This window comes from Halorussus rarus (genome assembly GCF_003369835.1).
GTDB lineage: Archaea > Halobacteriota > Halobacteria > Halobacteriales > Haladaptataceae > Halorussus > Halorussus rarus.
Genome location: NZ_QPMJ01000001.1, coordinates 535,193 through 556,299, shown reverse-complemented (window position 1 = coordinate 556,299; position 21,107 = coordinate 535,193). Strand labels below are relative to the sequence as shown.

The window sequence follows — 21,107 nt, the reverse complement described above, 5'->3', positions numbered from 1 at the left end:
AGTGCCGAGTGCGGACAGGTCCGCGTCGGCCGGCCGGCCGGGGACCGTCGACGGCCGAACGCGCCTATCGAACTCGTTTCTCCATGACGACCTCGTCGTACTCCCGGTACTCCAGCGGGTACTCCCCGGTCTTCTCGTAGCCTCGCCGCCGGTACAGGTCGGGGAGGTACGGGTGGTCCTCCGGCGTCGTCAGCCGGACGACGTCGTACCCCCAATTCCGGGCCGCGTCCTCCGCGCGGTCGAGCAGGCTCCCCCCGACGCCCTCCCCTTTCCGGTCCTCGCGGACGCCGAGTCGGCCGAGTTTGACGCGGTCGGCGTCGTCCTCGGTCGCGCGCCGGACCTCCAGGTCGGGCATCGGGCGTTCGTACCGTCGGCGGTCGCATAGAGGTTACTCCGGGGCCGGACCCCGGGCGCTCGCCAGCGGCAGTTTCAGCGGTTCGAGACCGTATTTCTCCTCGTGATGGCCGTACGCGCCGTTCTGCGTGTGTCATCGTCTCGCAGCTGCTTCCGCGAGCCGTGGATTTATTAGAGGCAGAACTGCTATTTCGATTCGTAACAGTGTCCGAGTCGAGCGGCGGGTCGCTCCGCCTCTTCGGGAACCGCGAGTTCGTCGCGCTGGCGAGCACCGCGTTCGCCCGGAGTCAGGCCTACTCGACCATCCTCATCGCGCTGGGGGTGTACGCCGACATGTTCCACACCTCCGGGACCGTCGAGGGGCTGTTCGGCACCGCGTTCGCGGCGATCCAGCTGGTCATCGTCCTGCCGCTCGGCCGGTACATCGACCTGAAGGACTCCAAGAAGTTCCTGCTGGTCGGACTCGCGCTCAACGTCGTCGTGTTCGTCGGTTTCGCGTTCGTCTCGGCGGTCGAGCACGTCATCCTGCTCCGGGTGGTCCAGGGGCTCGGCGCGAGCATCCTCTGGCTGACCGGCACCACCGTCGTCGGCGAGATCAGCCCCGACGAGTCGCGGGGGCTGTGGATCGGCTCGTACAACCAGGTCGGGGCGTTCTCCAGCCTGTTCGGCGACCTCGTCGGCGGTCTCCTGCTGTTCGTCTACGGGTTCGGGCTCACCTACGCGGTGCTCAGCCTCTTCACCATCGGGGCGTTCGCCTCGGTGTACCTCTTCCTCCGTGACAACCCCGGCGGCCGGTCCGACCCCGAGGAGGCCACGGGGTACGAGACGCTCCGGGACCTGATGGAGCGCCGCGCCATCAGGGCGCTCGTGTTCTTCCGTGGCGCGTTCAGCGTGGGCAAGATGGCGGTCATCATCTTCCTGCCCATCTACGCCCAGACCGGGTTCGGCATCAACGAGTTCCTGACCGGCGGCATCATGGCCGGCGGCAAGCTGACCAAGTCGCTCACGCAGGGGAAGGTCGGCGACCTGACCGACCGGTTCGGCGGGAAGCACCGGTTCATCCTGGCCGGCGCGCTCGCCTACGCGCTCGGTACCGCGCTCATCCCCCTGGCGGAGTACGCGGAGGGGTACGTCGCGGCCACGACCGTCGCCGCCTTCGGAAGCGAGATCGTCCTGCCCGGCGCGTTCTTCGTCCTGTTCGCGGCCTACGCGGTGCTCGGAGTGGCCGACAGCCTCCGGCTGCCCGCGAGCATGGCGCTGTTCGTCGAGGAGGGCGAGCACTTCGACGCGGTGGGGTCGAGCCTCTCGCTGCGCTCCATCGCCTGGAAGGTGGGCCAGGTCGGCGGCCCGGTGATGGTGGGCGCCATCTGGGACGCCACCTCCGTCTTCGTCGCGTTCTGGACCGCCGCCGGGTTCATCGTGGTCTCGACGGCGGTGTTCGCGTGGCTGTTCGCGACGGAGCCCGCGCCCGAGCACGTCGCGTCGCCGGCCGACGACTGAGCCGCGGCGACCGCGCCCGGCGACGACCGCCCGCTGCGCCCGCGGCGAGTGGGTCGGCTCGCCGCGGCGACCACGTATTTCCGCGCGGTCGGCGTACCCCCGTCGTGAACGTCGCGATCACCGGGGCGGCGGGGAAGGTGGGTCGCCAGGCGCTGCTGGCGCTCTGCGGCCACGACGTGACGCCCGTCACCCACCGCGAGCACGAGGAACTGGAGGGGCCGACCCTCGACGTGACCGACGGCGAGGCGTTCGCCGACGCGCTCGAGGGCCAGGACGCGCTGGTCCACCTCGCGGGCAACCCCTCGCCCGACGCCGACTGGGAGGGCGTCTTCGGAACCAACATCGGCGGCACGTACAACGCCTACGAGGCCGCCAGGCGCAACGACCTCGACCGGGTGGTCTTCGCCTCGTCGAACCACGCCGTCCAGATGCACAACGTCGACGACCCGGCCGAACCCGAGTCGCTGCGCGAGGACGCCCGGACGGTCCGGCCCGACGACCCGACCCGGCCGGACTCCTACTACGGCGTGAGCAAGGTGGCCGCCGAGGCGCTCGGGGAGTTCTACGCCGACCGGCACGGCGTCGAGGCGGTCAACCTCCGCATCGGGTGGCTGATGGACGAAGAACAGCTTCGGGAGACCCAGGCGAGGACGAGCCGAAAGCGCGGTTCGCCCGCGCGATGTGGCTGAGTCCGCGGGACTGCCGGGAGGCGATCAAGTGCGCCGTCGACGCGGACCTGCCGGAGCCGTCGGTGACCGCCCACGCCGTCTCCCGGAACGACGACCGCTACATGTCGCTGACCGAGACCGCGCGCAAGCTGGACTACCGGCCGCGGGACAACTCGGCCGAGACCCTGGCGTAGCTCGTCCGGGTCGAGTAGCCAGTACGCAACTACAGAAAGCGACAGCGGAGGCGGGTCCGACCCCGCGGACTTACGACACCGCGAGCTCGTCGGCGCGCTTCACGATGTCGACGTCCTCGGCGTCGATGGACTCGGTGTCGAGCCAGTGGGGCACGTAGTTGCGGCGCTCGAAGTCCTCGCGCTCGTCCTCGGTGCCGATGACGCACCACAGCTGTGGCTCGTCCGGGCCGTGCCAGTCGCCCTGGCGGCTGATGGCGAAGCAGTGGCGCTCGCCGCCGTCGTAGTTGATGATGGCGTTCTTGCGGATACCGGGGTCCCCGTGGATGATGAGTCGCTTCATGCGCGGCGATTCGGAAGGCGCGGGGTTAAACGCTTCGGGACCGCTCCGCGGCGGTCTGGGGTCAGTACGGCCCCGAACGAGGGCAACGTAGTTTCCCACGGCGCGCGAACGAGTTCCGAGTCCGCCGTCGGTTCTCCGGCCGACCGCCCGCCACCGGCGCGCTCGCCTCGCCGGCGGCGGTTGTGAACCAAACGGGTTTTAAGCCCCGTGGCCCTACACCACGGCAAGGTAGATATCTATGCAGATGCCACGCCGATTCAACACGTACTGCCCGCACTGCCAGTCCCACGAGGAAGTCGAGGTCCAGAAGGTCCGGACCGGCCGCTCGTCCGGCATGAAGTGGGACCAGCGCAAGCAGCGCGAGGGCTCGAAGGGTATCGGCAACCGCGGTCGGTTCTCCAAGGTGCCCGGCGGCGACAAGCCCACCAAGAAGACCGACCTCAAGTACCTGTGCAGCGAATGCGGCAAGGCCCACCTCCGCGAGGGATGGCGCGCCGGCCGACTCGAACTCGAGGACTGATACCATGGCAGGGAACTTCTACGCGGTCCAGTGCCCCGACTGCGACAACGAACAGATCGTCTTCAGCAAGGCCGCGACCGAGGTCGCCTGCGCCGTCTGCGGCGCGACCCTCGCCCGGCCGACCGGCGGCGACGCCGAGATCGAAGGCGAAGTGACCGACACCGTGGAGCGCCGCTCCGCGAGCAGTCGGACCGAGTCCGACAACGCCGCACAAGCGCAATGAAGTACAGCGGCTGGCCCGAGACCGGCGAACTGGTCGTCGGCAAGATCGACGAGATCGAGGACTTCGGCGTCTTCGTGGACCTCTCGGAGTACGAGGGCAAGCGCGGTCTCATCCACGTCAGCGAGGTCGCCAGCGGGTGGATCAAGAACATCCGCGACCACGTCAACGAGGGCCAGACGGTCGTCTGCAAGGTGCTCGACGTCGACGAGGGCGCCCAGCAGATCGACCTCTCGCTGAAGGACGTCAACGACCACCAGCACTCCGAGAAGATCCAGGAGTGGAAGAACGAGCAGAAGGCCGACAACTGGATGGAGCTGGCCTTCGGCGAGGACGTCGACGACGAGAAGTACTCGCACGTCGCCAACGAGATGCTCGCGGAGTTCGGCGGCCTCTACGGCGGGTTCGAGCAGGCGGCCATCCACGGCCCCGAGGCGCTCGAGTCGACCGGCCTCACCGACGAGGAGGTCGAGGCCATCGTCGACACCGCCCGCGAGAACGTCTCGGTGCCCTACGTCACGGTCACGGGGTACGTCGACCTCGAGAGCGCCGCGAGCGGCGGCGTCGACGACATCAAGGAGGCGCTCCAGGCCGCGGAGGGCAACGGCGACATCCCCGACGAGGTCGAACTCGAGGTGACCTACGTGGGCGCGCCCGAGTACCGCATCCGGGTCCGGGCGCCCAACTACAAGACCGCCGAGTCCCAACTCGAGGAGAGCGCGGCCCGCGCCCGGTCGGCCATCGAGTCGGTCGGCGGCGCGGGGGCGTTCCACCGCGAGCGCCAGACCGAGGAAGAGCAGTAGGTCGACCGACCCGATGAAGTCCGATATTCTCGTCTGTTCGGCCTGGAGGTCCGAGCACGACCGACCGGTGTACACCCTTTCCGCGACCTGTCCCGACTGCGGCGCCGACGCGGTCAACAGCGCGCCCGCGCCGTTCAACCCCGAGGACCCCCACGGCGAGTACCGACGGGCACTTAAGGAGCGCGCCCGCGAGTAAGCCACATGGACGAACTCGACATCGAGGCGGTCGCCGACCCCGACCTGCGGGACCCGGTCCTGGTCGAGGGACTGCCCGGCGTCGGTCACGTCGGAAAGCTCGCGGTCGAACATCTCCTCGAGGAGAAGGACAGCGAACTCGTTCGGCGGATCTACTCCGAGCACTTCCCGCCGCAGGTCACCGTCGACGAAGACGGCACGACCGAACTCGCCTGCGCGGAGGTCCACGCGGTCGAACTCGACGACCGGGACCTGCTGGTGCTGACCGGCGACAACCAGGCCGGCGACAACGCCGGCCACTACCGGCTGACCGACGCCTTCCTCGACGTCGCCGAGGACTTCGGCGTCGAGACCGTCTACGCGCTCGGCGGCGTCCCGACCGGCGAGCTCATGGACGAGTACGCGGTCGTCGGCGCGGCCACCGACACCGACTTCGTCGACGAACTCGAGGAGGCCGGCGTCGAGTTCCGCGAGGACGAGCCCGCCGGCGGCATCGTCGGCACCAGCGGTCTGCTGCTCGGCCTGGGCGAGCGCCGGGGGCTCCGGGCGACCTGTCTGATGGGCGAGACCAGCGGCTACCTCGTCGACCCCAAGAGCGCCCGGGCCGTCCTCGAAGTGCTGGAGGATATCCTCGGGTTCGAGGTCGGCTACGAGTCGCTGGAGGAGCGCGCCGACGAGATGGAGGACGTCGCCAACAAGATACAGGAGATGGAGAACCAGCAGTCGGGGATGCCCAGCGACGAGAACCTGCGGTACATCGGCTGAGCGCCTCTCTTCTCGCTACTCGAACACGCGGTGCTTCCGCTCGGCGTAGAAGTGGTACGACGCCGAGAGGCCGAAGAAGACCAGGAAGTACCACGACCAGAACTCCGCGCCGAACTGCGAGACGAACAGCAGGTCGAACTGGACGGCCAGCAGCGTGAGGATGCCCAGACAGCTCACCCCGAGGTAGAACGTCGCCCACGAGATGTCGTCCTCGGAGACGACCTCCATGTACACCTCGACCTCCTCGGCCCGGTCCCGGAGTTCGAGCAGCTGCTCGCGCTGGTCGTAGTCGACGATGCCGAGCTCGTCGAGCTTCGGGAGGTGGGTCTGGTGGAGCGAGACGTAGACGCTCTTGCGGACGTCGCGAGGCGGCGGCGACTCGTCCGTCTCGACCGTGGCGATGTGCTCGGCCAGCGCGTCGACCGAGATGGGGTCGTCGGCGTCGCGGAGGTGCCGGATGACGTGGCGCCGCCGGTCGTTCCGCAGGACGTTGTGGATCTCGCTCGGGTCGAGCTCGTCGTCGGGGTCCGACGCTTGTTCTTTGACCGTCATGTTAGGCCCGATACCGCTGCGACATGCTGTTCTGTCAGTCTCAGCCGACGAACATTAATGTTATCCCCGGGGCAACCCGTCCCGTCGGGCGACGACCGGCGAGGGATTCTTTATCGCATGGCCCGTAGGGGCTCGCGTGCTTCCCGAGTGGCTGGTGGTCGGCATCTGGCTGTCGGTCGGGGTGGGAGTCCTCATCGGGGTCATCTTCGTCGCCGGCTCGCGGCTCTACCCGAGCCCGCCCGCCGAGGCGACCCGCGCCGCGGGCGAGGGCCGGCGCCGTGCCGAGATCCGGCGGTACCTCTCGGCCATCGGCGAGACGTTCGCCGAGGACCACTTCGTCGAGGGCCAGCACGTCGCGTTCTACCTGCCCGAGCGCGACGTCGCCATCACCTTCGACGCCGGCGCCTACTTCCGCATCGAGCGGTCGCCCACCTACGCGGTGCTCGTCGAACACGAGATGCCCGGCATGCACCTGGGCGACCGACTGCCGTTCGAGACCCCCGACGTCGCCGCCGACGAGGAGGAGGACCGCGTCGACCCGACCGAGGCGGCGTTCGCGATTCTGGGCGTGCCCCGCGGCGCGACCCTGCCGGAGGTCAAGCGGGCCTACCGCGAGAAGGTCAAGGAGGTCCACCCCGATCACGGCGGCGACCGCGAGGAGTTCCAGCAGGTCCGGGAGGCGTACACAGCGGCGAAGAACAGGGTCGGATAGATCGGGTGGGCCACCCAGGACTGACGGAATCGGTGGTCCGAACCGGGTCGGTGATGCTCGATTCGGCGAGTTCGTGGTGCGAATTTATCGTTTTTCGATGCTGAGGAGTTGGAGTGCTTCCCGGATATGGAACTGTTTCTCGGCGGTGTCGGAGGCGGCCAGCGCCGCCTGCACGTGATGGCATACCCGTTCGCGGTGGTCATCCATCAGTCCGGGGAGTGGCGCGATCTCGTCGAAGTTCGGCCCACGCCGTAGCGACTGTGTCGCCGAATTCCAGTCGATACAGTCCTTCTCAGCCAGGTTGGGCGGGTGAACGCGGCGTGATTCCGTTCTCGACCGGTCGATGTCGGCAGCCTCTTCCCCGTCTGGCGCGAGGCTGTCGGACGTAACTCGTCTTCGTTGCGCGAGGTATGGTCTGAGAACGCCAGTAAGATGCGACGCCGTTTTGAGTCACTCAACACGTCGAGCGTGGCGTCGAGTGGCGACGAATCAATAGGTGAGGTCATGGTCGCCTACCGTGTGGAACGAACTGCTCAGCCAGCCTAATTCTGTCCAACGCCGCTTCGAGAGATACGTTCTGTACTGCCCAACCCGTAGTGCACATTTATTACCCGGTTCGGACACTGTCGGGAGCCTCCGGCTCTGGCTGGGTCGCTGTGTTGTCCTCGCTTTCGGTCGAATGTGGCTTCCACAGGCGTTGTGAGGGGCCACAACTGATACTTGAATCAGGCACCGACAACGCCAGAGGGGGTTGGAAAGCATGACTGACGGCGGGAGCGATTCGATGCGCGACCACATGGAGAACGCGACGTCCGAGGGGGTGACGGCACTGCAAGACCGCACCGAAGAGTTCGAATCGTTGCTCGACCAATCGCACGAGAACCGGGTCAAACAGTGGGTCCTGCTGACGGGGCGCCGGTCAGTCGTCGCGAGCGGGCTTCTCGTCGCGGTCTTCCTCGTGCTGATTGGCCTCGGCATACTCAATCAGGTGAACATGCGACAACTGCTCATCAATACGACCACCGTGCAGACGCTGTTCAGCGCCCTCCTGAGCGGAGCGATTCTCCTCGTATCGATCGTCGTCTCGATCAACTCGGTCGTTCTCTCCCAAGAGATCACCTCACTCGAGGAGCAGGAAGAACGGATTGATGCGTCGATGGCGTACCGAGAGCGGATCGAGGACGTCGTCGAAACGGATGTCAGTCCGACTCGGCCGGCCAAGTTCCTGCAAATCATTCTCCAGTCGCTCGCCACCCAAACGAAGCACCTCGCGGAGATCGGGACTGACAGCTCGAATCAGGCATTTCGGGCCGACGTCGAACAGTTCGCGAAGCAACTCATCCGGGACGCGAAGCGGTCTGCCACCACGTTAGACGGCACACAGTTCGGGAGTGCCAGAGTGCTGTTAGCTGGGCTGAACTACGACTATTCGTGGCAGTTGAACGCCGCCCGACAACTCCAGTCGGAGTACGCCGGGTCGCTCTCGGACGACGAAGCGGAGGTGATCGCCAATCTGATCGACACACTCAAACTCTTTGCGACGGGGCAATCGTATTTCAACTCACTGTACTACAAACGAGAGCTGGCCCGGCTCTCGAATACGCTGCTCTACGTGTCACTTCCAGTGGTTATCATCACGTCCTACGTGCTGTTGGCCCTCGACGCGAAGCAATTTCCTGACGTGTCGATGTTCGGGCTCTCACCGATTTTGATCGTGATCAGCACCGCGTACACGATCGCACTCGCTCCGTATCTCGTCCTCACCGTGTACGTGGTGCGGGCGGGGACGGTGACGCTTCGAACGCTCGCCGCGGGCCCGTTCATCCTTCAGAAGATGACCGGTGCCGACGAAGACGCGTGGGAGGTGAACGTAGACACGCGTGACTGGGAGATTCCGGACATTACTGCCGACGCGGAGGGCAATATCCATGGCCCCCCCGATGACGATTAACGCGGACGGCCCGTCGGTGAATCGCTTGGCGACGCTGAGAGTCCGGTTCGTTACGGGGAGAGAGTGTGTTTTACGCGCCGTGTCTCACGGAGGGGCCTTCAAAGGCCAGCGTCCCCGTTTATGTGATTCGGACGCGTATCTACGGTATGACTGAGTCAGAGAGCGACGACCTCGATCCAACTACGCCCGAGCAGCGCCAGATCGGGCGTGAGATGGTCGACGAGAGTACCGGGCTCGGATCGGTGCTGGCCCATTGCTATCGCGGAGAGATGGATCGTGTTACGACGTGGCGCCAGCGCCTCGACCAGACCACGACGTGGGCCGTGACGGTGATGGCGGCCATCTTGACGTGGGCGTTCTCGAGTCCCGACAACCCCCACTACATTTTGCTCATCGGAATCGTGGTCGTCACTGTCTTTCTCGGCATCGAGGCGCGACGGTATCGGGACTACGACGTCTTTCGGTCGCGGGTGCGACTGATCCAAGAGAACTTGTTCGCGAACGCCCTTGACCCGACGCACGATGTAGAACGCAAGAACTGGCGAGTGGAGTTGAGCGAGGACTTCCGAGTGCCGACCCTGAAAGTTTCACTCCAGGAGGCGCTCGCCAATCGGCTTCGACGCGTGTACCTCGCGCTGCTCGGTGTCTTGCTCGCTGCGTGGGGATTCCGGATTACGGCGTTCACGCCACCACGGCAAACGTGGCTTGAAGCCGCTGGAATCGCCTACATCCCGGGAACTGTTGTGGTCGGTCTCGTCGGTGCGCTTTACGTGATACTGGTGGGGATCGCGTTTTGGCCGCGAGAACGCCACGCCAAGGGTGAATTCCGCGAAGGTGACCACGACGAATGGAAAAAAACGAACCAATAATTTCACGCTCTGTACATAGCGCGAGATCTACGTACGGTCCTGGATGAAGAAACCGTGGGACTAGCTACCGTTACGCGCCGAGCTGCGAGACCTCGTAGGCGACGTCGGCGTCCCGGAGCGCGTCGGTGACCCGGCCCACGAGGTCGGCGGTCGAGACGACGACCGCGTCCAGCCCTCTTCCGGCGGCCTCGGCGGCCACCTCGCCCGCGGCGAACGTCGTCGCCGGGTCGACGTCGGCGCGCCGGAGCGCCACCACGGCCTCGACCCCGGTCGCGGCAACCAGGTCGGCCGACTCGCAGGTTGCGGCCAACGTCTCGGCGTCGACGGCCGACGACCCGCCCGACCGGACCGGCGGCACCTGGACGATGGTGACGGTGCCGGGCTCGAAGTCGATGATGCCCTCGAAGCCGGTGACGCCCACGTCCGCGCCCGCCTCGGCGTCGGTGGTGGCGACGCCGGTCGCCGGCCCGGCCTCGCCGGGGCTCGCGTGGAGGAGGCCGTCCCGCAGCGAGAGGGTCACGGGGTCGCCCTCCTCGACGCCGTCGGTGGCGATGGCGGCGTCCTCCTGGACGTTCCCGAGGACGTCCTCGGTGACGTGGTCGGCGTACCGGCGCACGTCGGTCGCCGCCTGGAGCAGCCAGTCGACCCCCTCCTTGGTGACGGTGTACCGCGAGCGGCCCTCCTTCTCGACCAGTCCGTCCTCGACCAGCGCCCGGATGTACTCGCTGACGGCCTGACTGGTCACGCCGACAGACTCGGCGATCTCGCCCTGGCTCACCGCGGGCTGGTGCTCGGCGATCTCGGCGAGGATGCGGAACCGGGTCGCGGCGCGCTTGTTCTCCAGTACGTCGGCCATGGACGTGGTTTCGCCACGACGGTTATAAATCTCCGGCGGTCGGTGGGCCGGCGGGAGACCACCGCGGGCCGCCCGGCCCGGCGCGCTCGGGGTCCGCCGGCGCGCCCGGCACGCTTTTCGCCCGGGAGCGCCGACTCGTCGGCGTGTCCGTCCCGACCGTCGTCTTCGACACCAACGTCCTCGTCGCGGAGCTCGCCTTCCCCGAGGAGCCCGCGGTCTGCGTCGACCTCGCGGAGACCGGCGTCGTCGAGGCGGCCGTCACGCCCGCACTCCTCCGGGAGTTCGCCGCCGTGCTCGCCTACGACCACCTGCCGCTGGCAGACCGCCCGCCCCGGCACCGCGCCAGAGCGGTCGAGCGCGTGGTCGGGGTCGCTCGGCCGGTCGAGCCCGCGGTCCGAATTGACGCCGCGCCGGACGAGGACGACGACGCGGTCCTCGAGTGCGCGGTCGCCGCGGCCGCCGACGTCGTGGTCTCGGACGACCGCCACCTCCGGGAACTCGACGGGGTCGCCGGCGTCGGGGTTGTGCCGAGGGCGGCGTTCCGCGAACGGTACGCCGACGGGGAGTGAACCCCGAGCGAGACGAACCAAGAGTCGCGAGTCGTGCGACGACACGTCAGTCGTCCGTCTCGCGGCGGAAGTAACCCGACGGCCCCGGACGTGGGGCTCCGGGCCTCCGTAGTTGGTTCCCACGGCGGGAGAGCTCGATTGCCAATAACTTCAATAATACCGGAGTAATTGAATTGAAGGACTCGAGATGACCGACCAGAATCGAGCACGTTCGGGAGAGGACGACCAGATAGACCGGCGAACGGTGCTGAAGGGGACTGCCGCCGCGGGGCTCGCGGGGGTCGGAGCGACGGGAGTCGGCGCCGCGGCCGACGCGTCGCAGTCCGACGAGTTGCCTCACCGGATAACCATCGAACCCGGGAGCCAGGGCCAGCGGGTCGGCTACCACTTCCGGGTGTCCGGGACCGTCGAGCCCGGGCCGGAGGCCGGCACGCTCGGCGTCGACACCATCGACGGCAACGTCGTCCAGGGCGAGGTCGGCGGGACCATCGAAGGGAACGACGACCCGGTCGACGACTACCTGTTCTCGGGCGCCATCGCGTTCGCCGACGCCGACGGCCCGCTGAGCGTGACGCTGGACATCAACGGTGGAGTCGACGGCAACGCTTCGGACGACGGCGAAGGTGCGGCCGACGGCGGGGATGCGGCCGACGGCGAGGGTGCAGATGACGGTGATCGTTCCGACAACGGCGGGGGTGCAGACGACGGCGGTACCGACGCTGGTGACGTCGTGTTCGGCGACGATAGCGACGATGACGACGACGATGACGACAACTGAGGGCGGGTCGGGGGTCTAGCCGTTCGATTTCGCCGTTTTTTGATCGGACTATGTGCCCACGTAGATTGAATCGAACTCCGACCCGGCGGCCGGGACGCCGTCGGTCGCCCGCCGCGTCACCGGTCGGTGACCGAACCGACCCGGTCGTCGGGGAGCGCGTCCGTCAGTCGGAGGACGACGCTCCCCCAGAACCAGACCACCGCCACGGCCACCGCCAGGAACGCGAGGTAGACGAGAAGGAGTTCGGGTTCGCTCGGTGCCGGTTCCAGGGTCTGCAGGTCTGGTGGGTGCGGTTCGAGCGCATCGGAGTCCATGTGGTGCTGTTCTACATCCCAGCTGATACATATGCGCACTGGCCGGAGGCCCGAGGAGCGACTCGCGAGTGATCCGTAGCTCCGTCGGAATCGCCGGCCACCGGAATCGCCGGTTCCCCGGTCACGGCTCGTACCAGGTGAGCGGGAGGTACCGGACGACGGCGTCCCCGGGAACGGGGACCGCCCCGACCCCGGTCCACCCGTCGTCGCGGCGCCGGATCAGCCGGCCCCGATGGGTCGCGGCAACCGGGTCGCCTTCCACCGCGCACCAACCGACGGCCACCTCCTCCGATGTCGGCGCCGCCACCCGTTCCAGGCGTTCGCCGTCCCGGGATTCGAACAGCGCGTGATCGTCGCTCTCGTCCCAGGACGAGGACGACGCCGGCGCGCCGCCGGCGAAGACGGTGCCGTCGCGGACGAACGCCTCGCGGAAGTACCGCTGGGCGTGGCCCGCGTCCAGGCGGTCCCACGTCCGGCCGGCGTCGGTCGTTCGGTACAGCCCGCTGCCCGTCGAGGCGACGAACGTCCCGGCGTCCGCTATCGCGAGGTGGTGGACGTCGTCGGTGTGGCGCGCGTCGAACCCCTCGATGCGCCGCGACGTCCAGGTCGACCCGGCGTCGTCGCTGACGAAGACGCCGCCGACCTCGATTCCCGCGACGAGTCGGTCGGGCGCGTCGGGGTGCGTCCGGAGGCTCCGAACCTGGGACACGCCGTCGTGGCGCGGGATGCCCCAGTCGCTGCGCTCCCGCAGGTCGCGGAACCCGGTCACCGGTTCCCAGGCCCGCCCGTCGGTCGGGGCGCCCGCGCCGGTGTCGGCCGCGTAAAGGTCGGCCGGCCGCGTTCCGGCGTAGAGCCTGTCGCCGGACGGCCCGGCGGCGACCGCGTACACCTGCTCGGCCGGAACCGGCAGCGCGCGCCACTCCGTTCCGTCGAGCGAGTGGTACAGTCCCGACGCCGCGGCCGCGAACAAGCCCTCCAAGCCATCGAACTGGCGGACCCGGAACACGTCGTCGGCGTCGCGGACCTTCTCGGCAGTCGTCTCCTCGGACTCCAGGATGTCGTCGATCCGGTAGATGCCGTCGGTACTCCCCGCAACGAGCATACGCACACGGTCAGCCGGCGGTTACTTCAAGCTGCGTGGCGGACAAGTCCGCCCGCCTGTCGAAGCGACTGTAATCGCAACCCGGAAGGCCGACGCGGCCCAACCCCGGGCCGATGGACGCCCAGTTCCGCGACCGGGCCGCATACCTCCCCGGCGAGGACGCGCTGGTGGTCGCCGACCTCCACGTCGGCCGGGACGCCGCCTCGGCGGTCGAGCTCCCGCTCGGCGAGCGGCGCGACCTGACCGAGCGACTCGCCGACCTGCTGGCGGCGTTCGACCCCGCGACGGTCGTGGTCGCCGGCGACCTGCTCCACGCCTTCGACCGGGTACCCGAGGGCGTCGCCGAGACCGTCGCGGCGCTCCGCGAGACGGTCGCGGCCGCGGGGGCCTCTCTCGTGGTCGTGCGCGGCAACCACGACTCGATGCTCGACTCGGTGCTGGATGAGGGGGCCGAGACGCCCGACGAGCACCGGGTCGGCGACACCGTGGTCCACCACGGCCACGCGACGCCGACGGTGGGAGAGAACGACGGGCAGGGGGAGACGGAGGGCCGGGAAGGGCGGGAGGTGGCCCGCTACGTCGTCGGCCACGATCACCCCGCCATCGAGATCGAGGGCAAGCGCCATCCCTGCCTGCTGTTCGGACCGGGGACGTTCCGCGGCGCGGACGTGCTGGTGCTGCCCGCGTTCAACCGGCTCGCGCCCGGCACGACGGTCAACGGGATGCGACCCCGGGACTTCCAGACGCCGCTCGTGACCGACGTCGACGCGCTCCGGCCGGTGGTCTGGGACGCGGACCGGGAGGAGGCGCTGTCGTTCCCGCCGTTGGGGGAGTTTCGGCGGATGCTCTGACGAGGATTTCTGGGAGTTAGTCGTGGAGCAAAGTCGGTTGAGGAGAAGGAGCTAGCTACTGCCGTCACCTGTGTACCGCACAGCGCCGCACCGCGGAAGCCTCACGCCTCCCCAGCCGCCTGCGCTGCTCGCTCACTCTGTTCGCTGCGCTCCTCGTCCCTCGCGTGCATCGGCGCGGCCACGAGGGCCGCGCCAGCACGCGCCGAGTTGAAACCCGAGACCAGCGACCGCCCATGGAAACTCCTCATTCCTCCAGGTCGAAGTCCTCGGCGACCCGCTTCGCGGCGGTCTGGCCGCTCAGCATCGCGGCGTTCAGCGACGAGGCGTCGGTGTACTCGCCCGCGAGGTAGACCGGGCCGTCGGGAGCGCGGACGTCGGGCAGTCGCTCGTGGATGCCGGGCGGCTGGGCGAACTGCGCGAACTCGACCCGGCTGGTGTGGAGGCGGTCGAGGTCTAGGCGGCGCTCGGGGTACCAGGCGTCGAGGGCCCGCGCGGTCTTCGCGGCGAGCTCCTCGTCCGACTCCCCGGGTACCCCGAGGAAGGTCGCGCTCAGCATGTTCCGGTCCTCGGGGGCGTACTCGGGCGCGACCGCCGAGAGCTGGGCGACGTGGTTCGGCGCGTCGTCCTCGGCGTTGAGCAGGAGCCGCGCGCCGGCGTCGAGCGCCGGGCCGTCGAAGGCGTAGTACTGGGTCACGCAGCCCTTGGCGTCGGTGGGAATCGACTCGACGCCGGTCAGGTCCCGGGCCTCCTTCGGGTCGGTCGCGACCACGACGACATCCGCGGTCGTCTCGTCGCGACCGAGTTCGACTCCGGGGTCGGCGGCGTGCGGGTCGAGTTCGGTCACCGTCTCGTCGGTCACGAGGTCGACCCCCGCCTCGCGGGCCGACTCGGCCAGTTGCTCGGTCACCGCGGCCATCCCGCGGGCCGGGACCGCGATGCGGCCGGTCGCCAGCATCTTGAACGCGAACTCGAACGCCCGCTTCGAGGTGCCGAGGCTCCGGTCGAGCGTGACGCCCCCGAAGAACGGCGCCGCGAAGTTCTCGACGAACTGATCGGAGAACTCCCGCTCGCGGAGGTACTCCCGGGTCGTCGCGTCCGGACCGGCGAATATCTCGCGGTCGGGCTTCCCGGCGAGCTCGCGCCGGAGCTCGAGCACCCGGAGCTTGTCCCGGAGGGTCACCTCGCGGTTCAGCAGCGTCTCCAGCGCGGCGTCGAGGTCCCGGAAGGGGTCGGCCAGCGTCGCGCGCTCGCCCTCGCGGGCCACGACCGCGCCGGGCTTGAAGTACCGGAGGTCGAGCGCGTCGTAGTCGAGTTCGCGGCGCGCCGCCGGGTACGCGGTGAACAGTACCTGGAAGCCGCGGTCGAAGACGTACCCGTCCCGACGGAGCGACCGCACCCGGCCGCCGAGGTCGTGGTGGCGTTCGTAGAGTCGGACGTCCGCGCCCGCGTCGGCGAGGTGACGCGCGGCGACCAATCCGGCCGGTCCGCCGCCCGCGACGACGACTTCGGTCATGTCCCCGATTTCGGCCGCGCGCCACAAATTACTGCTGTCTCGGCGGGAGGTCCGTCGCTCCGGACGGCGACGCTCGGGACCGGCCGCCGACAACACCTAAGGAGCGACGCGGCGTAGCGGACGCCATGGCACGGGAGGTCAAGCTCAGCCGCGTCGAAAAACTCCTCGGCGAACTCTCGTATCCGGTCGACCGCGAGAGCGCCGCCGGCGAGTTCGAGGACGTGACGCTGCTGCTCGCCGACGGGGAGCGTAATCTGGGGGAGCTGATAGCCGAGACCGCCGACGAGGAGTTCGAGTCGGTCGACGAGCTCCAGTCCAGCATCAACAACACGCTGCCGCGCGAGGCGGTGGGCGAGCCCTACCAGTCGGAGGGAGAGGGGTAAAGCAAGCCGCTTAACTGGCCGGGACGGCTATCCCGGGCAAGGATGGAGTTCTGTGACGAGTGCGGTTCGATGATGAAAGCCGAGGACGAGCTCTGGGTCTGCGGTAGCTGCGGCAACAAGACGCCGAAGGACCCGGACGCCAACTACGTCGTCACCGAGGGCCAGGAGGCCAGCGAGGTCATCGAGACCGGCGACGAGGAGAACAGCGCGCTGCCGACCACGGACGCCCAGTGCCCGGAGTGCGGCAACGACCGCGCCAGGTGGTACATGCAGCAGATCCGGGCGGCCGACGAGAGCGAGACCCGCTTCTTCATCTGCACCGAGTGCGAGCACAAGTGGCGGGAAGACGACAACTAGAGACCACCTTTTTTCATCGTCGGGTCTCCTCGTGCCTCACTCCGTTCGGCACTGCGGGGACCACTCTTCGAAAAAATCTGGACCAAAAAAGACCGCTCGCTCGGGCTATCGCCCTCGCTCGCGGTAGAAGAACTGGACCGGACTACCTCCGCGACGGGACGGCCGAGCCCGTCGGCCAGTCCACGACCCGCCCGAAGCGCCCCTTCGCCTCCTTGAGAACGTACTTCAGCACGTCGCGGCCCTTCGGCAGCGAGTGGAGGTCGCCGAGTTCGTCGGGCGACCGCGGTTCGACGCCCGCCGAGACGTTCCGGACGCCCTTCACCAGCACGTCGTCGGAGACCGAGATCAGGCGCCGCCGGACGGCCGCCCAGGTCGGTGTGTCGGCGATGTCGACCGGTTCGTAGGCGACGATCTCCCCGCCGTCGAGCATCTCGGAGAGCCGCTGGAGGGTCACGCCCGCGGCGTCCTCGCCCTCGAGGTACTCCCAGAACCCCGACGGCATCCCCCGGTACTCCCGGAGGTCGCCGTGGTGGAAGCTCAGCACGCCGTGGGTCGGCGCGTCGAGCGCGTCGCCCTTCAGGATGCCGAACCCGAAGCGGACGGCGACGTCGGCTTCGCCGAGCTCCTGGACCGCGCGGTCTGGCAGGACGTTGCCGAAGTCCGGGGCCGGTCGGGGCTCGACCGCGAGCGTCTCCGGGTCGCCGATGCCGTCGATGGCGGCGACCTCGCGCGGCCGCTCGTAGGCAGGCGGGTCGCCGAACCTGACCGCGGCGCCGATCGGCGTCCAGAGCGGATATTCGCGGACGCGGTCGAGGTAGTGGCCGAGCCCGCCCTTCCGGCCGCCGGTCGGTTCGGTGGACTCGACGACGTGGGTCACCTCGGCGTCGGTCCGGGCGAGCATCGTCTCGACCGCGCGGGCCTGCCAGGCCGGCACGTCGGGGCCTCGAACGAGAAGCGCAACTGACAGAGTCTCGGACATGGAGGTCTTCCTCTGCGAGATTGACGAGTTCCTGCTTTGTTATGGGCCGATTGCCCTCGTCGACGCCGGACCTACACGAGAACAGGCTGCGATTGAGCCCGTCGGCCCCGGGCTACGGCCGGCGCGCGAACGTCAGGTAGCCGGTGTGGCCGACGCCCGCGGTCGAGGGCCGGGAGCCGCGGTCGTCGAAGTCCATCCGGCGCTGGATGGTCTCGAGCGTCTCGACGTCGGCGAGGCCGGCCTCGCGGGCCGACTCGACCGCGTCGCGGGTGTGCTCGACGAACGGCGAGTAGACCGCGACGAACCCGCCGCGCGCGAGCAGGTCGGGCGCGCGGGCGACGACCTCGGGCGCGTCCTCGGTGTCGAGGGTGAGCACGTCGAACGGTCCGAGGTCGGTGCCCTCGCCGTCCTCGTCCGTTTCGCGTCCGTCCGCCAGCACCTCGGTCAGGTCGCCGACGCGCACCTCGACGCGGTCGGTCACGTCGGCCAGTTCCATGTTCTCGCGGGCGACTGCCGCGAACTCGGCGTCGCGCTCGTAGGTCGTGACGTCGGCGCCCAGCCGGCCGAGGTAGGCCGCGAGTACGCCGGTGCCGGTCCCGGCGTCGAGCACCCGGTCGCCGCGGGCGACGCCGGTGTGGCCGACGATGAGCCCGACGTCGCGGGGCATCATCGGCGCGCCGGTGCGCTCGAAGTGGTTGAACAGGTCGGGGCCCCGCAGCGCCCGGACCTCGAACGGCTCGCCGAGATGCGTCTCCAGTGTCCGGCCGGGTTCGACGTCCTCGGGGACCTCCAGCACCCCGAGGTCGGTCTGGAGCTCCTCGCCCGGGTCGCGCAGGTACTCCCGGTCGCCGTGGACCAGCAGAACCGTCACTCTAGGCGCTCGACAGCGGCCGCGAGGTCGCCGTCGGTCGCTTCGAGCGCCTCGCGGGCGTCGTCCTCGGTCGACCCGGTCCGCTGGGCCACGATCTCGACGTCGCCGTCGGGGATGCCCGCCGACCCGCCGCTCTCGTCGTCCTCGTCGCCGGCCGCGACTGCGCTGGCGCCGCCCGAGCCGCCCTCGCGGCTCTCGGGCTCGCCGACGACCTGGTAGGTCTCCTGGCCGCGAGCGTCCATCACGGTGATGTCGGGGTCGTCGAACACGAGCTGTTCGCCGTCGCTCTTGGTGATGACGACTTCCTCGGCGTCGAGTTCGTCGACGTCGATGCCCATCTGCTTCATCATCTGCTTCATCTTGCGGGGATCGAGTCCCCCGCCGCCTCCTCCGAACATACTCAAGCCGTCGGAGCGTGAAGAAATAAGGTTGGCGGACCGACGACGTCCGCGGGCTCGGTCGAACGTCGTCGAGTCGCCGGCGCGACACCGCGCGGCGGCCGAGTTCCTCGCGAACTACTCGTCGGCGGGGTCGCCCGCACCCTCGCGGACCATGACAGCCATCCCGGTGTCGAAGTCGGCCATCCCGTCGGCCGAGAGCTCGGCCCGGCCGACCGCGAGCAGCGACCCGTCCTCGTGGACCACCGCGACCTCGTCGCCGGGCCTGACCTCGGGGCCGACCGTAGCGACGAACTTGGCGAAGACGTTCTTGCCGTCGCGGACGAACGGTTCGCTCTCGTCGCCGACCGCGACCCGGCCGGCCGGGGGTTCGAGCGCCGCCGCGACCCTGCGGCCGCCCGCCAACCCGAGCGTGAACCGGCCGTCGGTGCCGTAGGTCACGAGTCGCCCCTCGTCGGCGACGACCTGCTGGGGCCGGCCCGAGGAGGAGCGCTGGACTTCCAGGTCCTCGCCCTCGGGGAACAGCGCCGCGCCGACGCCCGCCCCGAACTGGTAGTCGGCGACGGTGCGGAGCCGCCGGAGGTCGTCGGCCCGCCCGTCGTCCGCGTCGCTCGTGCTCATCGGCCGGCGGTTGGGGACGGGCCGCGAAAAGCCTTGGCTCTTCGACCGCGGGCGGTCCCTTCGGTGTGGCGGTGAGTCGGAGCAGTGGCGCGGGCGAAGGGCAGGCGACGATTCTTTGCTAGCAGTTAACATACACCACGACATCGATAAACAATTTAATGTTCGTTCGTTACGTTTTCCGGCGGTTTCGGTTTGATTTATATCCCTGGAGCGACTACCTGCGACTACAATGAAAGCCAACCTCGGTCTCGCACTGGTCGTCCTGGCCGGCGTGGTGATCTTTGCCGTAGCGAACACCCAGACCATGACGACGTACCTGCTGTCGGCCGTCGCCGTCCTCGTGATGGCGGCCGGCGCGCTCCTGAGCGGCACCGCCGAAGAGGAAGGCCGCCCGGTCTGAGCGCGGACTGCGCACGGATTCCGGGTTTTCTTCGCGAACACTCCCGACCCGCGAGCGCCGCGGCTGCTCCGGCCTTCAGAGCAGGAACGTGTCGGGGCGCTCGCTCATGTCGATGAACGCGTCGGCGGCGGTGATGAGTTCGTCCGACGTCGACTCCTCGAAGCTGGTGACCTCCGTCCGGACGCCCTCGTGGCGGAGGTGCGAGCAGAGCCGCGAGAAGTCGCCGTCGCCAGTGCAGAGGATGATGGCGTCGACGTGGTTGGCGAGCGTCACCGCGTCGAGGCTCATCCCGACGTCCCAGTCGGCCTTCTTCGACCCGTCGCCGAACGTCTTGAGCTCCTTGATTTTGGTCTCGAAGCCGATGTCGGTGAGCGCCTCGAAGAACCGCTCCTCGTCCGGGCTGTCGGCCTGGATGACGTAGGCGATGGCACGGGTGAGCTCCCGGTCCTGGACCGACTTCTCGAGGACCGCGGAGTAGTCGATGTTGCGGCTGTAGACGCTCTGGGCCGTGTGATAGAGGTTCTGGGCGTCGGCCAGCACGGCGACCCGCTGGTTCGGGTGGATCTCGGTCATGGCCAAGACTCGTTCCGCCTGTGATAAAAAGGTCCGCACCCCGACTCCCCCGCCGGCGCGTTCCGCCCGCCCCGCTCGCGATCGGACGAAGCCGCCGACACCGCCGTTGACGCGGACCAGTGCGCACCCCACTCGGTGGACCCGGTCGACGTGCTCTTTACCTCATTGACATAGCAGAGTCGCGCGCGTTACTCCGCCGGCGTCGCGCGCTCGGACAGCGCCAGGGTCTCGGGGTCCAGCAGATAGTAGCGCTCCCACGCGGGCGCGAGACTCACCACCCGGGTGTCGCCGTACTCCGTCTCGGCGTGGCGCTCGTGGTGGCCCACCAGGCAGAGGGCCGGGTCGAGCGCGTCGAGGAGTTCGTCGATGCGCTCGCAGCCGGCGTCGTAACCGTAGTAGATCAGGCCGTGGGGCGCCTCGTGGGTCAGCAGCACGTCGACGTCCTCGACGCGCTTCAGGGTCTCGACGTCCTCGCGGACGAAGTGGCGGCGGCGCTCGCCGACCAGGTCCGCGCGGGTCTCGTCGTACTTCGTCGGGGCGTAGTTGCCCGACAGCCCCGCCACCCGCAGTCCCTCGACCTCGGCCGCGGTGCTGGCGAGCAGGGTTGCGTTTCCGACTGTCGTCCCCTCCGGCTCCTCGCCGGCGCGCAGCGCGTCGATGACGTCGAAGTCCTCGTTGTTGCCGCCGATGAAGTAGGTGGGCGCGGGCAGGTCGTAGTGGAGCAGGTCGCCCGCCTGGAGCGCGACGTCGGCCCCCGACTCGCGGTAGGTCGCCAGCAGCGCCCGCCGCTTGTCGGGGTCGTCGGCGTGGGCGTCTCCGAGGACGAGCATCGGCGGCGTTTCGGGCGGTGACGGGGTAAGCACTGTGGCTCGGTCCGGCGTCCGCGCTCGGAGCACCCG

At 68.7% G+C, this 21,107-nt stretch carries 29 protein-coding genes and 1 pseudogene; 17 read left to right on the top strand and 13 right to left on the bottom strand.

The features are described 5' to 3' along the window. Positions 1 to 64 precede the first annotated feature (64 nt). On the bottom strand, positions 65 to 355 hold the full coding sequence (locus DVR07_RS02870) for a GNAT family N-acetyltransferase (RefSeq protein WP_115795274.1): 291 nt from the start codon (positions 353 to 355) through the stop codon (positions 65 to 67). A gap of 203 nt (positions 356 to 558) precedes the next feature. Here DVR07_RS02870 and DVR07_RS02865 point away from each other — a divergent pair, with 203 nt between their 5' ends. Next, positions 559 to 1,854 carry an MFS transporter gene (locus tag DVR07_RS02865; RefSeq protein WP_115795273.1) on the top strand — a complete coding sequence of 432 codons (1,296 nt, stop codon included), beginning with the start codon at positions 559 to 561 and terminating at the stop codon, positions 1,852 to 1,854. A 104-nt stretch (positions 1,855 to 1,958) separates the two neighbouring features. After that, positions 1,959 to 2,716: pseudogene (locus tag DVR07_RS02860) on the top strand (NAD-dependent epimerase/dehydratase family protein). Positions 2,717 to 2,786: 70 nt separating this feature from the next. Here DVR07_RS02860 and DVR07_RS02855 read toward each other — a convergent pair. After that, positions 2,787 to 3,056 (bottom strand): HAH_0734 family protein, encoded by a 270-nt coding sequence (locus DVR07_RS02855; RefSeq protein ID WP_115795272.1) that lies wholly within the window; start codon positions 3,054 to 3,056, stop codon positions 2,787 to 2,789. A gap of 238 nt (positions 3,057 to 3,294) precedes the next feature. On the opposite strand from DVR07_RS02855, the gene DVR07_RS02850 reads away from it, so the two are divergent. The 5 genes from DVR07_RS02850 to DVR07_RS02830 are packed head-to-tail and all read left to right on the top strand — an operon-like array spanning position 3,295 to position 5,559. Further along, the gene (locus DVR07_RS02850) at positions 3,295 to 3,576 is read left to right on the top strand and encodes a 50S ribosomal protein L44e (protein ID WP_115795271.1); all 282 of its coding nucleotides are present in this window, start codon (positions 3,295 to 3,297) and stop codon (positions 3,574 to 3,576) included. A 4-nt stretch (positions 3,577 to 3,580) separates the two neighbouring features. Next, the gene (locus tag DVR07_RS02845) at positions 3,581 to 3,799 is read left to right on the top strand and encodes a 30S ribosomal protein S27e (RefSeq protein WP_115795270.1); all 219 of its coding nucleotides are present in this window, start codon (positions 3,581 to 3,583) and stop codon (positions 3,797 to 3,799) included. Further along, positions 3,796 to 4,599 (top strand): translation initiation factor IF-2 subunit alpha, encoded by an 804-nt coding sequence (locus DVR07_RS02840; RefSeq protein WP_115795269.1) that lies wholly within the window; start codon positions 3,796 to 3,798, stop codon positions 4,597 to 4,599. The genes DVR07_RS02845 and DVR07_RS02840 overlap by 4 nt, the downstream gene beginning before the upstream one ends. Before the next feature lie 13 nt (positions 4,600 to 4,612). After that, positions 4,613 to 4,795 (top strand): RNA-protein complex protein Nop10, encoded by a 183-nt coding sequence (locus tag DVR07_RS02835; RefSeq protein WP_115795268.1) that lies wholly within the window; start codon positions 4,613 to 4,615, stop codon positions 4,793 to 4,795. Positions 4,796 to 4,800: 5 nt separating this feature from the next. Continuing rightward, positions 4,801 to 5,559, top strand: coding sequence for a proteasome assembly chaperone family protein (locus tag DVR07_RS02830; RefSeq protein ID WP_115795267.1), 759 nt, complete (start codon positions 4,801 to 4,803; stop codon positions 5,557 to 5,559). Positions 5,560 to 5,574: 15 nt separating this feature from the next. On the opposite strand, the gene DVR07_RS02825 is transcribed toward DVR07_RS02830, so the two are convergent. Next, a complete protein-coding gene (locus DVR07_RS02825; RefSeq protein ID WP_115795266.1) occupies positions 5,575 to 6,111 on the bottom strand; it encodes a DUF7344 domain-containing protein in 537 nt (178 codons plus the stop codon). 136 nt (positions 6,112 to 6,247) lie between these two features. Between DVR07_RS02825 and DVR07_RS02820 the strand changes: the two genes are divergently transcribed. The 4 genes from DVR07_RS02820 to DVR07_RS02810 all read left to right on the top strand — a co-directional run bounded on the left by DVR07_RS02820 (position 6,248) and on the right by DVR07_RS02810 (position 9,643). After that, on the top strand, positions 6,248 to 6,823 hold the full coding sequence (locus DVR07_RS02820) for a J domain-containing protein (RefSeq protein ID WP_115795265.1): 576 nt from the start codon (positions 6,248 to 6,250) through the stop codon (positions 6,821 to 6,823). Between the two features lie 126 nt (positions 6,824 to 6,949). Continuing rightward, positions 6,950 to 7,078 (top strand): hypothetical protein, encoded by a 129-nt coding sequence (locus DVR07_RS22455; RefSeq protein ID WP_255457440.1) that lies wholly within the window; start codon positions 6,950 to 6,952, stop codon positions 7,076 to 7,078. A gap of 505 nt (positions 7,079 to 7,583) precedes the next feature. Further along, positions 7,584 to 8,774, top strand: a complete 1,191-nt coding sequence (locus tag DVR07_RS02815; RefSeq protein WP_162829408.1) for a hypothetical protein — start codon at positions 7,584 to 7,586, stop codon at positions 8,772 to 8,774. A gap of 146 nt (positions 8,775 to 8,920) precedes the next feature. After that, positions 8,921 to 9,643 carry a DUF2270 domain-containing protein gene (locus tag DVR07_RS02810; RefSeq protein WP_115795263.1) on the top strand — a complete coding sequence of 241 codons (723 nt, stop codon included), beginning with the start codon at positions 8,921 to 8,923 and terminating at the stop codon, positions 9,641 to 9,643. Positions 9,644 to 9,713: 70 nt separating this feature from the next. Here DVR07_RS02810 and DVR07_RS02805 read toward each other — a convergent pair whose 3' ends face one another. Further along, on the bottom strand, positions 9,714 to 10,499 hold the full coding sequence (locus DVR07_RS02805) for a DUF7839 domain-containing protein (protein ID WP_115795262.1): 786 nt from the start codon (positions 10,497 to 10,499) through the stop codon (positions 9,714 to 9,716). A gap of 143 nt (positions 10,500 to 10,642) precedes the next feature. On the opposite strand from DVR07_RS02805, the gene DVR07_RS02800 reads away from it, so the two are divergent. Next, on the top strand, positions 10,643 to 11,068 hold the full coding sequence (locus tag DVR07_RS02800) for a putative toxin-antitoxin system toxin component, PIN family (protein WP_115795261.1): 426 nt from the start codon (positions 10,643 to 10,645) through the stop codon (positions 11,066 to 11,068). A gap of 187 nt (positions 11,069 to 11,255) precedes the next feature. After that, positions 11,256 to 11,846: a hypothetical protein gene (locus DVR07_RS02795; RefSeq protein WP_115795260.1), complete on the top strand. Its 591-nt coding sequence runs from the start codon at positions 11,256 to 11,258 to the stop codon at positions 11,844 to 11,846. Positions 11,847 to 11,962: 116 nt separating this feature from the next. Here the strand turns inward: DVR07_RS02795 and DVR07_RS02790 are convergent, their stop codons facing one another. Continuing rightward, positions 11,963 to 12,160, bottom strand: a complete 198-nt coding sequence (locus tag DVR07_RS02790) for a hypothetical protein (protein WP_115795259.1) — start codon at positions 12,158 to 12,160, stop codon at positions 11,963 to 11,965. Positions 12,161 to 12,281: 121 nt separating this feature from the next. Then, complete coding sequence (locus DVR07_RS02785; RefSeq protein ID WP_115795258.1) at positions 12,282 to 13,262, bottom strand: WD40/YVTN/BNR-like repeat-containing protein; 981 nt, start codon at positions 13,260 to 13,262, stop codon at positions 12,282 to 12,284. A gap of 113 nt (positions 13,263 to 13,375) precedes the next feature. Here DVR07_RS02785 and DVR07_RS02780 point away from each other — a divergent pair, with 113 nt between their 5' ends. Further along, positions 13,376 to 14,113 (top strand): metallophosphoesterase, encoded by a 738-nt coding sequence (locus DVR07_RS02780; RefSeq protein WP_115795257.1) that lies wholly within the window; start codon positions 13,376 to 13,378, stop codon positions 14,111 to 14,113. 244 nt (positions 14,114 to 14,357) lie between these two features. On the opposite strand, the gene DVR07_RS02775 is transcribed toward DVR07_RS02780, so the two are convergent. Then, complete coding sequence (locus DVR07_RS02775) at positions 14,358 to 15,626, bottom strand: NAD(P)/FAD-dependent oxidoreductase (RefSeq protein ID WP_115795256.1); 1,269 nt, start codon at positions 15,624 to 15,626, stop codon at positions 14,358 to 14,360. A gap of 125 nt (positions 15,627 to 15,751) precedes the next feature. On the opposite strand from DVR07_RS02775, the gene DVR07_RS02770 reads away from it, so the two are divergent. Both DVR07_RS02770 and DVR07_RS02765 read left to right on the top strand, forming a co-directional pair. After that, positions 15,752 to 16,009: a DUF5789 family protein gene (locus tag DVR07_RS02770; protein ID WP_115795255.1), complete on the top strand. Its 258-nt coding sequence runs from the start codon at positions 15,752 to 15,754 to the stop codon at positions 16,007 to 16,009. A 42-nt stretch (positions 16,010 to 16,051) separates the two neighbouring features. Then, the gene (locus tag DVR07_RS02765; protein WP_115795254.1) at positions 16,052 to 16,366 is read left to right on the top strand and encodes a transcription factor S; all 315 of its coding nucleotides are present in this window, start codon (positions 16,052 to 16,054) and stop codon (positions 16,364 to 16,366) included. Between the two features lie 142 nt (positions 16,367 to 16,508). On the opposite strand, the gene DVR07_RS02760 is transcribed toward DVR07_RS02765, so the two are convergent. The 4 genes from DVR07_RS02760 to DVR07_RS02745 all read right to left on the bottom strand — a co-directional run bounded on the left by DVR07_RS02760 (position 16,509) and on the right by DVR07_RS02745 (position 19,235). After that, positions 16,509 to 17,345 carry a formyltransferase family protein gene (locus DVR07_RS02760; protein WP_115795253.1) on the bottom strand — a complete coding sequence of 279 codons (837 nt, stop codon included), beginning with the start codon at positions 17,343 to 17,345 and terminating at the stop codon, positions 16,509 to 16,511. A gap of 112 nt (positions 17,346 to 17,457) precedes the next feature. Continuing rightward, the gene (locus DVR07_RS02755) at positions 17,458 to 18,216 is read right to left on the bottom strand and encodes a methyltransferase domain-containing protein (protein ID WP_115795252.1); all 759 of its coding nucleotides are present in this window, start codon (positions 18,214 to 18,216) and stop codon (positions 17,458 to 17,460) included. Next, complete coding sequence (locus DVR07_RS02750) at positions 18,213 to 18,614, bottom strand: nascent polypeptide-associated complex protein (protein ID WP_115795251.1); 402 nt, start codon at positions 18,612 to 18,614, stop codon at positions 18,213 to 18,215. Before DVR07_RS02750 ends, DVR07_RS02755 begins: the two co-directional genes overlap by 4 nt. Positions 18,615 to 18,731: 117 nt before the next feature. Continuing rightward, positions 18,732 to 19,235, bottom strand: a complete 504-nt coding sequence (locus DVR07_RS02745; protein WP_115795250.1) for a PUA domain-containing protein — start codon at positions 19,233 to 19,235, stop codon at positions 18,732 to 18,734. Positions 19,236 to 19,464: 229 nt separating this feature from the next. On the opposite strand from DVR07_RS02745, the gene DVR07_RS21300 reads away from it, so the two are divergent. Then, positions 19,465 to 19,635 (top strand): hypothetical protein, encoded by a 171-nt coding sequence (locus DVR07_RS21300; RefSeq protein ID WP_162829407.1) that lies wholly within the window; start codon positions 19,465 to 19,467, stop codon positions 19,633 to 19,635. A gap of 75 nt (positions 19,636 to 19,710) precedes the next feature. Here DVR07_RS21300 and DVR07_RS02740 read toward each other — a convergent pair whose 3' ends face one another. Both DVR07_RS02740 and DVR07_RS02735 read right to left on the bottom strand, forming a co-directional pair. Further along, complete coding sequence (locus DVR07_RS02740) at positions 19,711 to 20,208, bottom strand: LabA-like NYN domain-containing protein (protein ID WP_115795249.1); 498 nt, start codon at positions 20,206 to 20,208, stop codon at positions 19,711 to 19,713. Positions 20,209 to 20,396: 188 nt separating this feature from the next. Then, positions 20,397 to 21,038 carry a metallophosphoesterase family protein gene (locus tag DVR07_RS02735; RefSeq protein ID WP_115795248.1) on the bottom strand — a complete coding sequence of 214 codons (642 nt, stop codon included), beginning with the start codon at positions 21,036 to 21,038 and terminating at the stop codon, positions 20,397 to 20,399. Positions 21,039 to 21,107 lie beyond the last annotated feature (69 nt).

What these genes read in the sequence shown, in the direction of transcription:
- DVR07_RS22455 (WP_255457440.1), top strand. Translation starts at nt 6,950, where the DNA reads ATGGAACTGTTTCTCGGCGGTGTCGGAGGCGGCCAGCGCCGCCTGCAC.
- DVR07_RS02855 (WP_115795272.1), bottom strand. Translation starts at nt 3,056, where the DNA reads ATGAAGCGACTCATCATCCACGGGGACCCCGGTATCCGCAAGAACGCC.
- DVR07_RS21300 (WP_162829407.1), top strand. Translation starts at nt 19,465, where the DNA reads ATGAAAGCCAACCTCGGTCTCGCACTGGTCGTCCTGGCCGGCGTGGTG.
- DVR07_RS02790 (WP_115795259.1), bottom strand. Translation starts at nt 12,160, where the DNA reads ATGGACTCCGATGCGCTCGAACCGCACCCACCAGACCTGCAGACCCTG.
- DVR07_RS02815 (WP_162829408.1), top strand. Translation starts at nt 7,584, where the DNA reads ATGACTGACGGCGGGAGCGATTCGATGCGCGACCACATGGAGAACGCG.
- DVR07_RS02750 (WP_115795251.1), bottom strand. Translation starts at nt 18,614, where the DNA reads ATGTTCGGAGGAGGCGGCGGGGGACTCGATCCCCGCAAGATGAAGCAG.
- DVR07_RS02745 (WP_115795250.1), bottom strand. Translation starts at nt 19,235, where the DNA reads ATGAGCACGAGCGACGCGGACGACGGGCGGGCCGACGACCTCCGGCGG.
- DVR07_RS02740 (WP_115795249.1), bottom strand. Translation starts at nt 20,208, where the DNA reads ATGACCGAGATCCACCCGAACCAGCGGGTCGCCGTGCTGGCCGACGCC.
- DVR07_RS02735 (WP_115795248.1), bottom strand. Translation starts at nt 21,038, where the DNA reads ATGCTCGTCCTCGGAGACGCCCACGCCGACGACCCCGACAAGCGGCGG.
- DVR07_RS02825 (WP_115795266.1), bottom strand. Translation starts at nt 6,111, where the DNA reads ATGACGGTCAAAGAACAAGCGTCGGACCCCGACGACGAGCTCGACCCG.
- DVR07_RS02785 (WP_115795258.1), bottom strand. Translation starts at nt 13,262, where the DNA reads ATGCTCGTTGCGGGGAGTACCGACGGCATCTACCGGATCGACGACATC.
- DVR07_RS02810 (WP_115795263.1), top strand. Translation starts at nt 8,921, where the DNA reads ATGACTGAGTCAGAGAGCGACGACCTCGATCCAACTACGCCCGAGCAG.
- DVR07_RS02805 (WP_115795262.1), bottom strand. Translation starts at nt 10,499, where the DNA reads ATGGCCGACGTACTGGAGAACAAGCGCGCCGCGACCCGGTTCCGCATC.
- DVR07_RS02870 (WP_115795274.1), bottom strand. Translation starts at nt 355, where the DNA reads ATGCCCGACCTGGAGGTCCGGCGCGCGACCGAGGACGACGCCGACCGC.
- DVR07_RS02765 (WP_115795254.1), top strand. Translation starts at nt 16,052, where the DNA reads ATGGAGTTCTGTGACGAGTGCGGTTCGATGATGAAAGCCGAGGACGAG.
- DVR07_RS02760 (WP_115795253.1), bottom strand. Translation starts at nt 17,345, where the DNA reads ATGTCCGAGACTCTGTCAGTTGCGCTTCTCGTTCGAGGCCCCGACGTG.
- DVR07_RS02775 (WP_115795256.1), bottom strand. Translation starts at nt 15,626, where the DNA reads ATGACCGAAGTCGTCGTCGCGGGCGGCGGACCGGCCGGATTGGTCGCC.
- DVR07_RS02845 (WP_115795270.1), top strand. Translation starts at nt 3,581, where the DNA reads ATGGCAGGGAACTTCTACGCGGTCCAGTGCCCCGACTGCGACAACGAA.
- DVR07_RS02780 (WP_115795257.1), top strand. Translation starts at nt 13,376, where the DNA reads ATGGACGCCCAGTTCCGCGACCGGGCCGCATACCTCCCCGGCGAGGAC.
- DVR07_RS02835 (WP_115795268.1), top strand. Translation starts at nt 4,613, where the DNA reads ATGAAGTCCGATATTCTCGTCTGTTCGGCCTGGAGGTCCGAGCACGAC.
- DVR07_RS02770 (WP_115795255.1), top strand. Translation starts at nt 15,752, where the DNA reads ATGGCACGGGAGGTCAAGCTCAGCCGCGTCGAAAAACTCCTCGGCGAA.
- DVR07_RS02795 (WP_115795260.1), top strand. Translation starts at nt 11,256, where the DNA reads ATGACCGACCAGAATCGAGCACGTTCGGGAGAGGACGACCAGATAGAC.
- DVR07_RS02830 (WP_115795267.1), top strand. Translation starts at nt 4,801, where the DNA reads ATGGACGAACTCGACATCGAGGCGGTCGCCGACCCCGACCTGCGGGAC.
- DVR07_RS02840 (WP_115795269.1), top strand. Translation starts at nt 3,796, where the DNA reads ATGAAGTACAGCGGCTGGCCCGAGACCGGCGAACTGGTCGTCGGCAAG.
- DVR07_RS02850 (WP_115795271.1), top strand. Translation starts at nt 3,295, where the DNA reads ATGCAGATGCCACGCCGATTCAACACGTACTGCCCGCACTGCCAGTCC.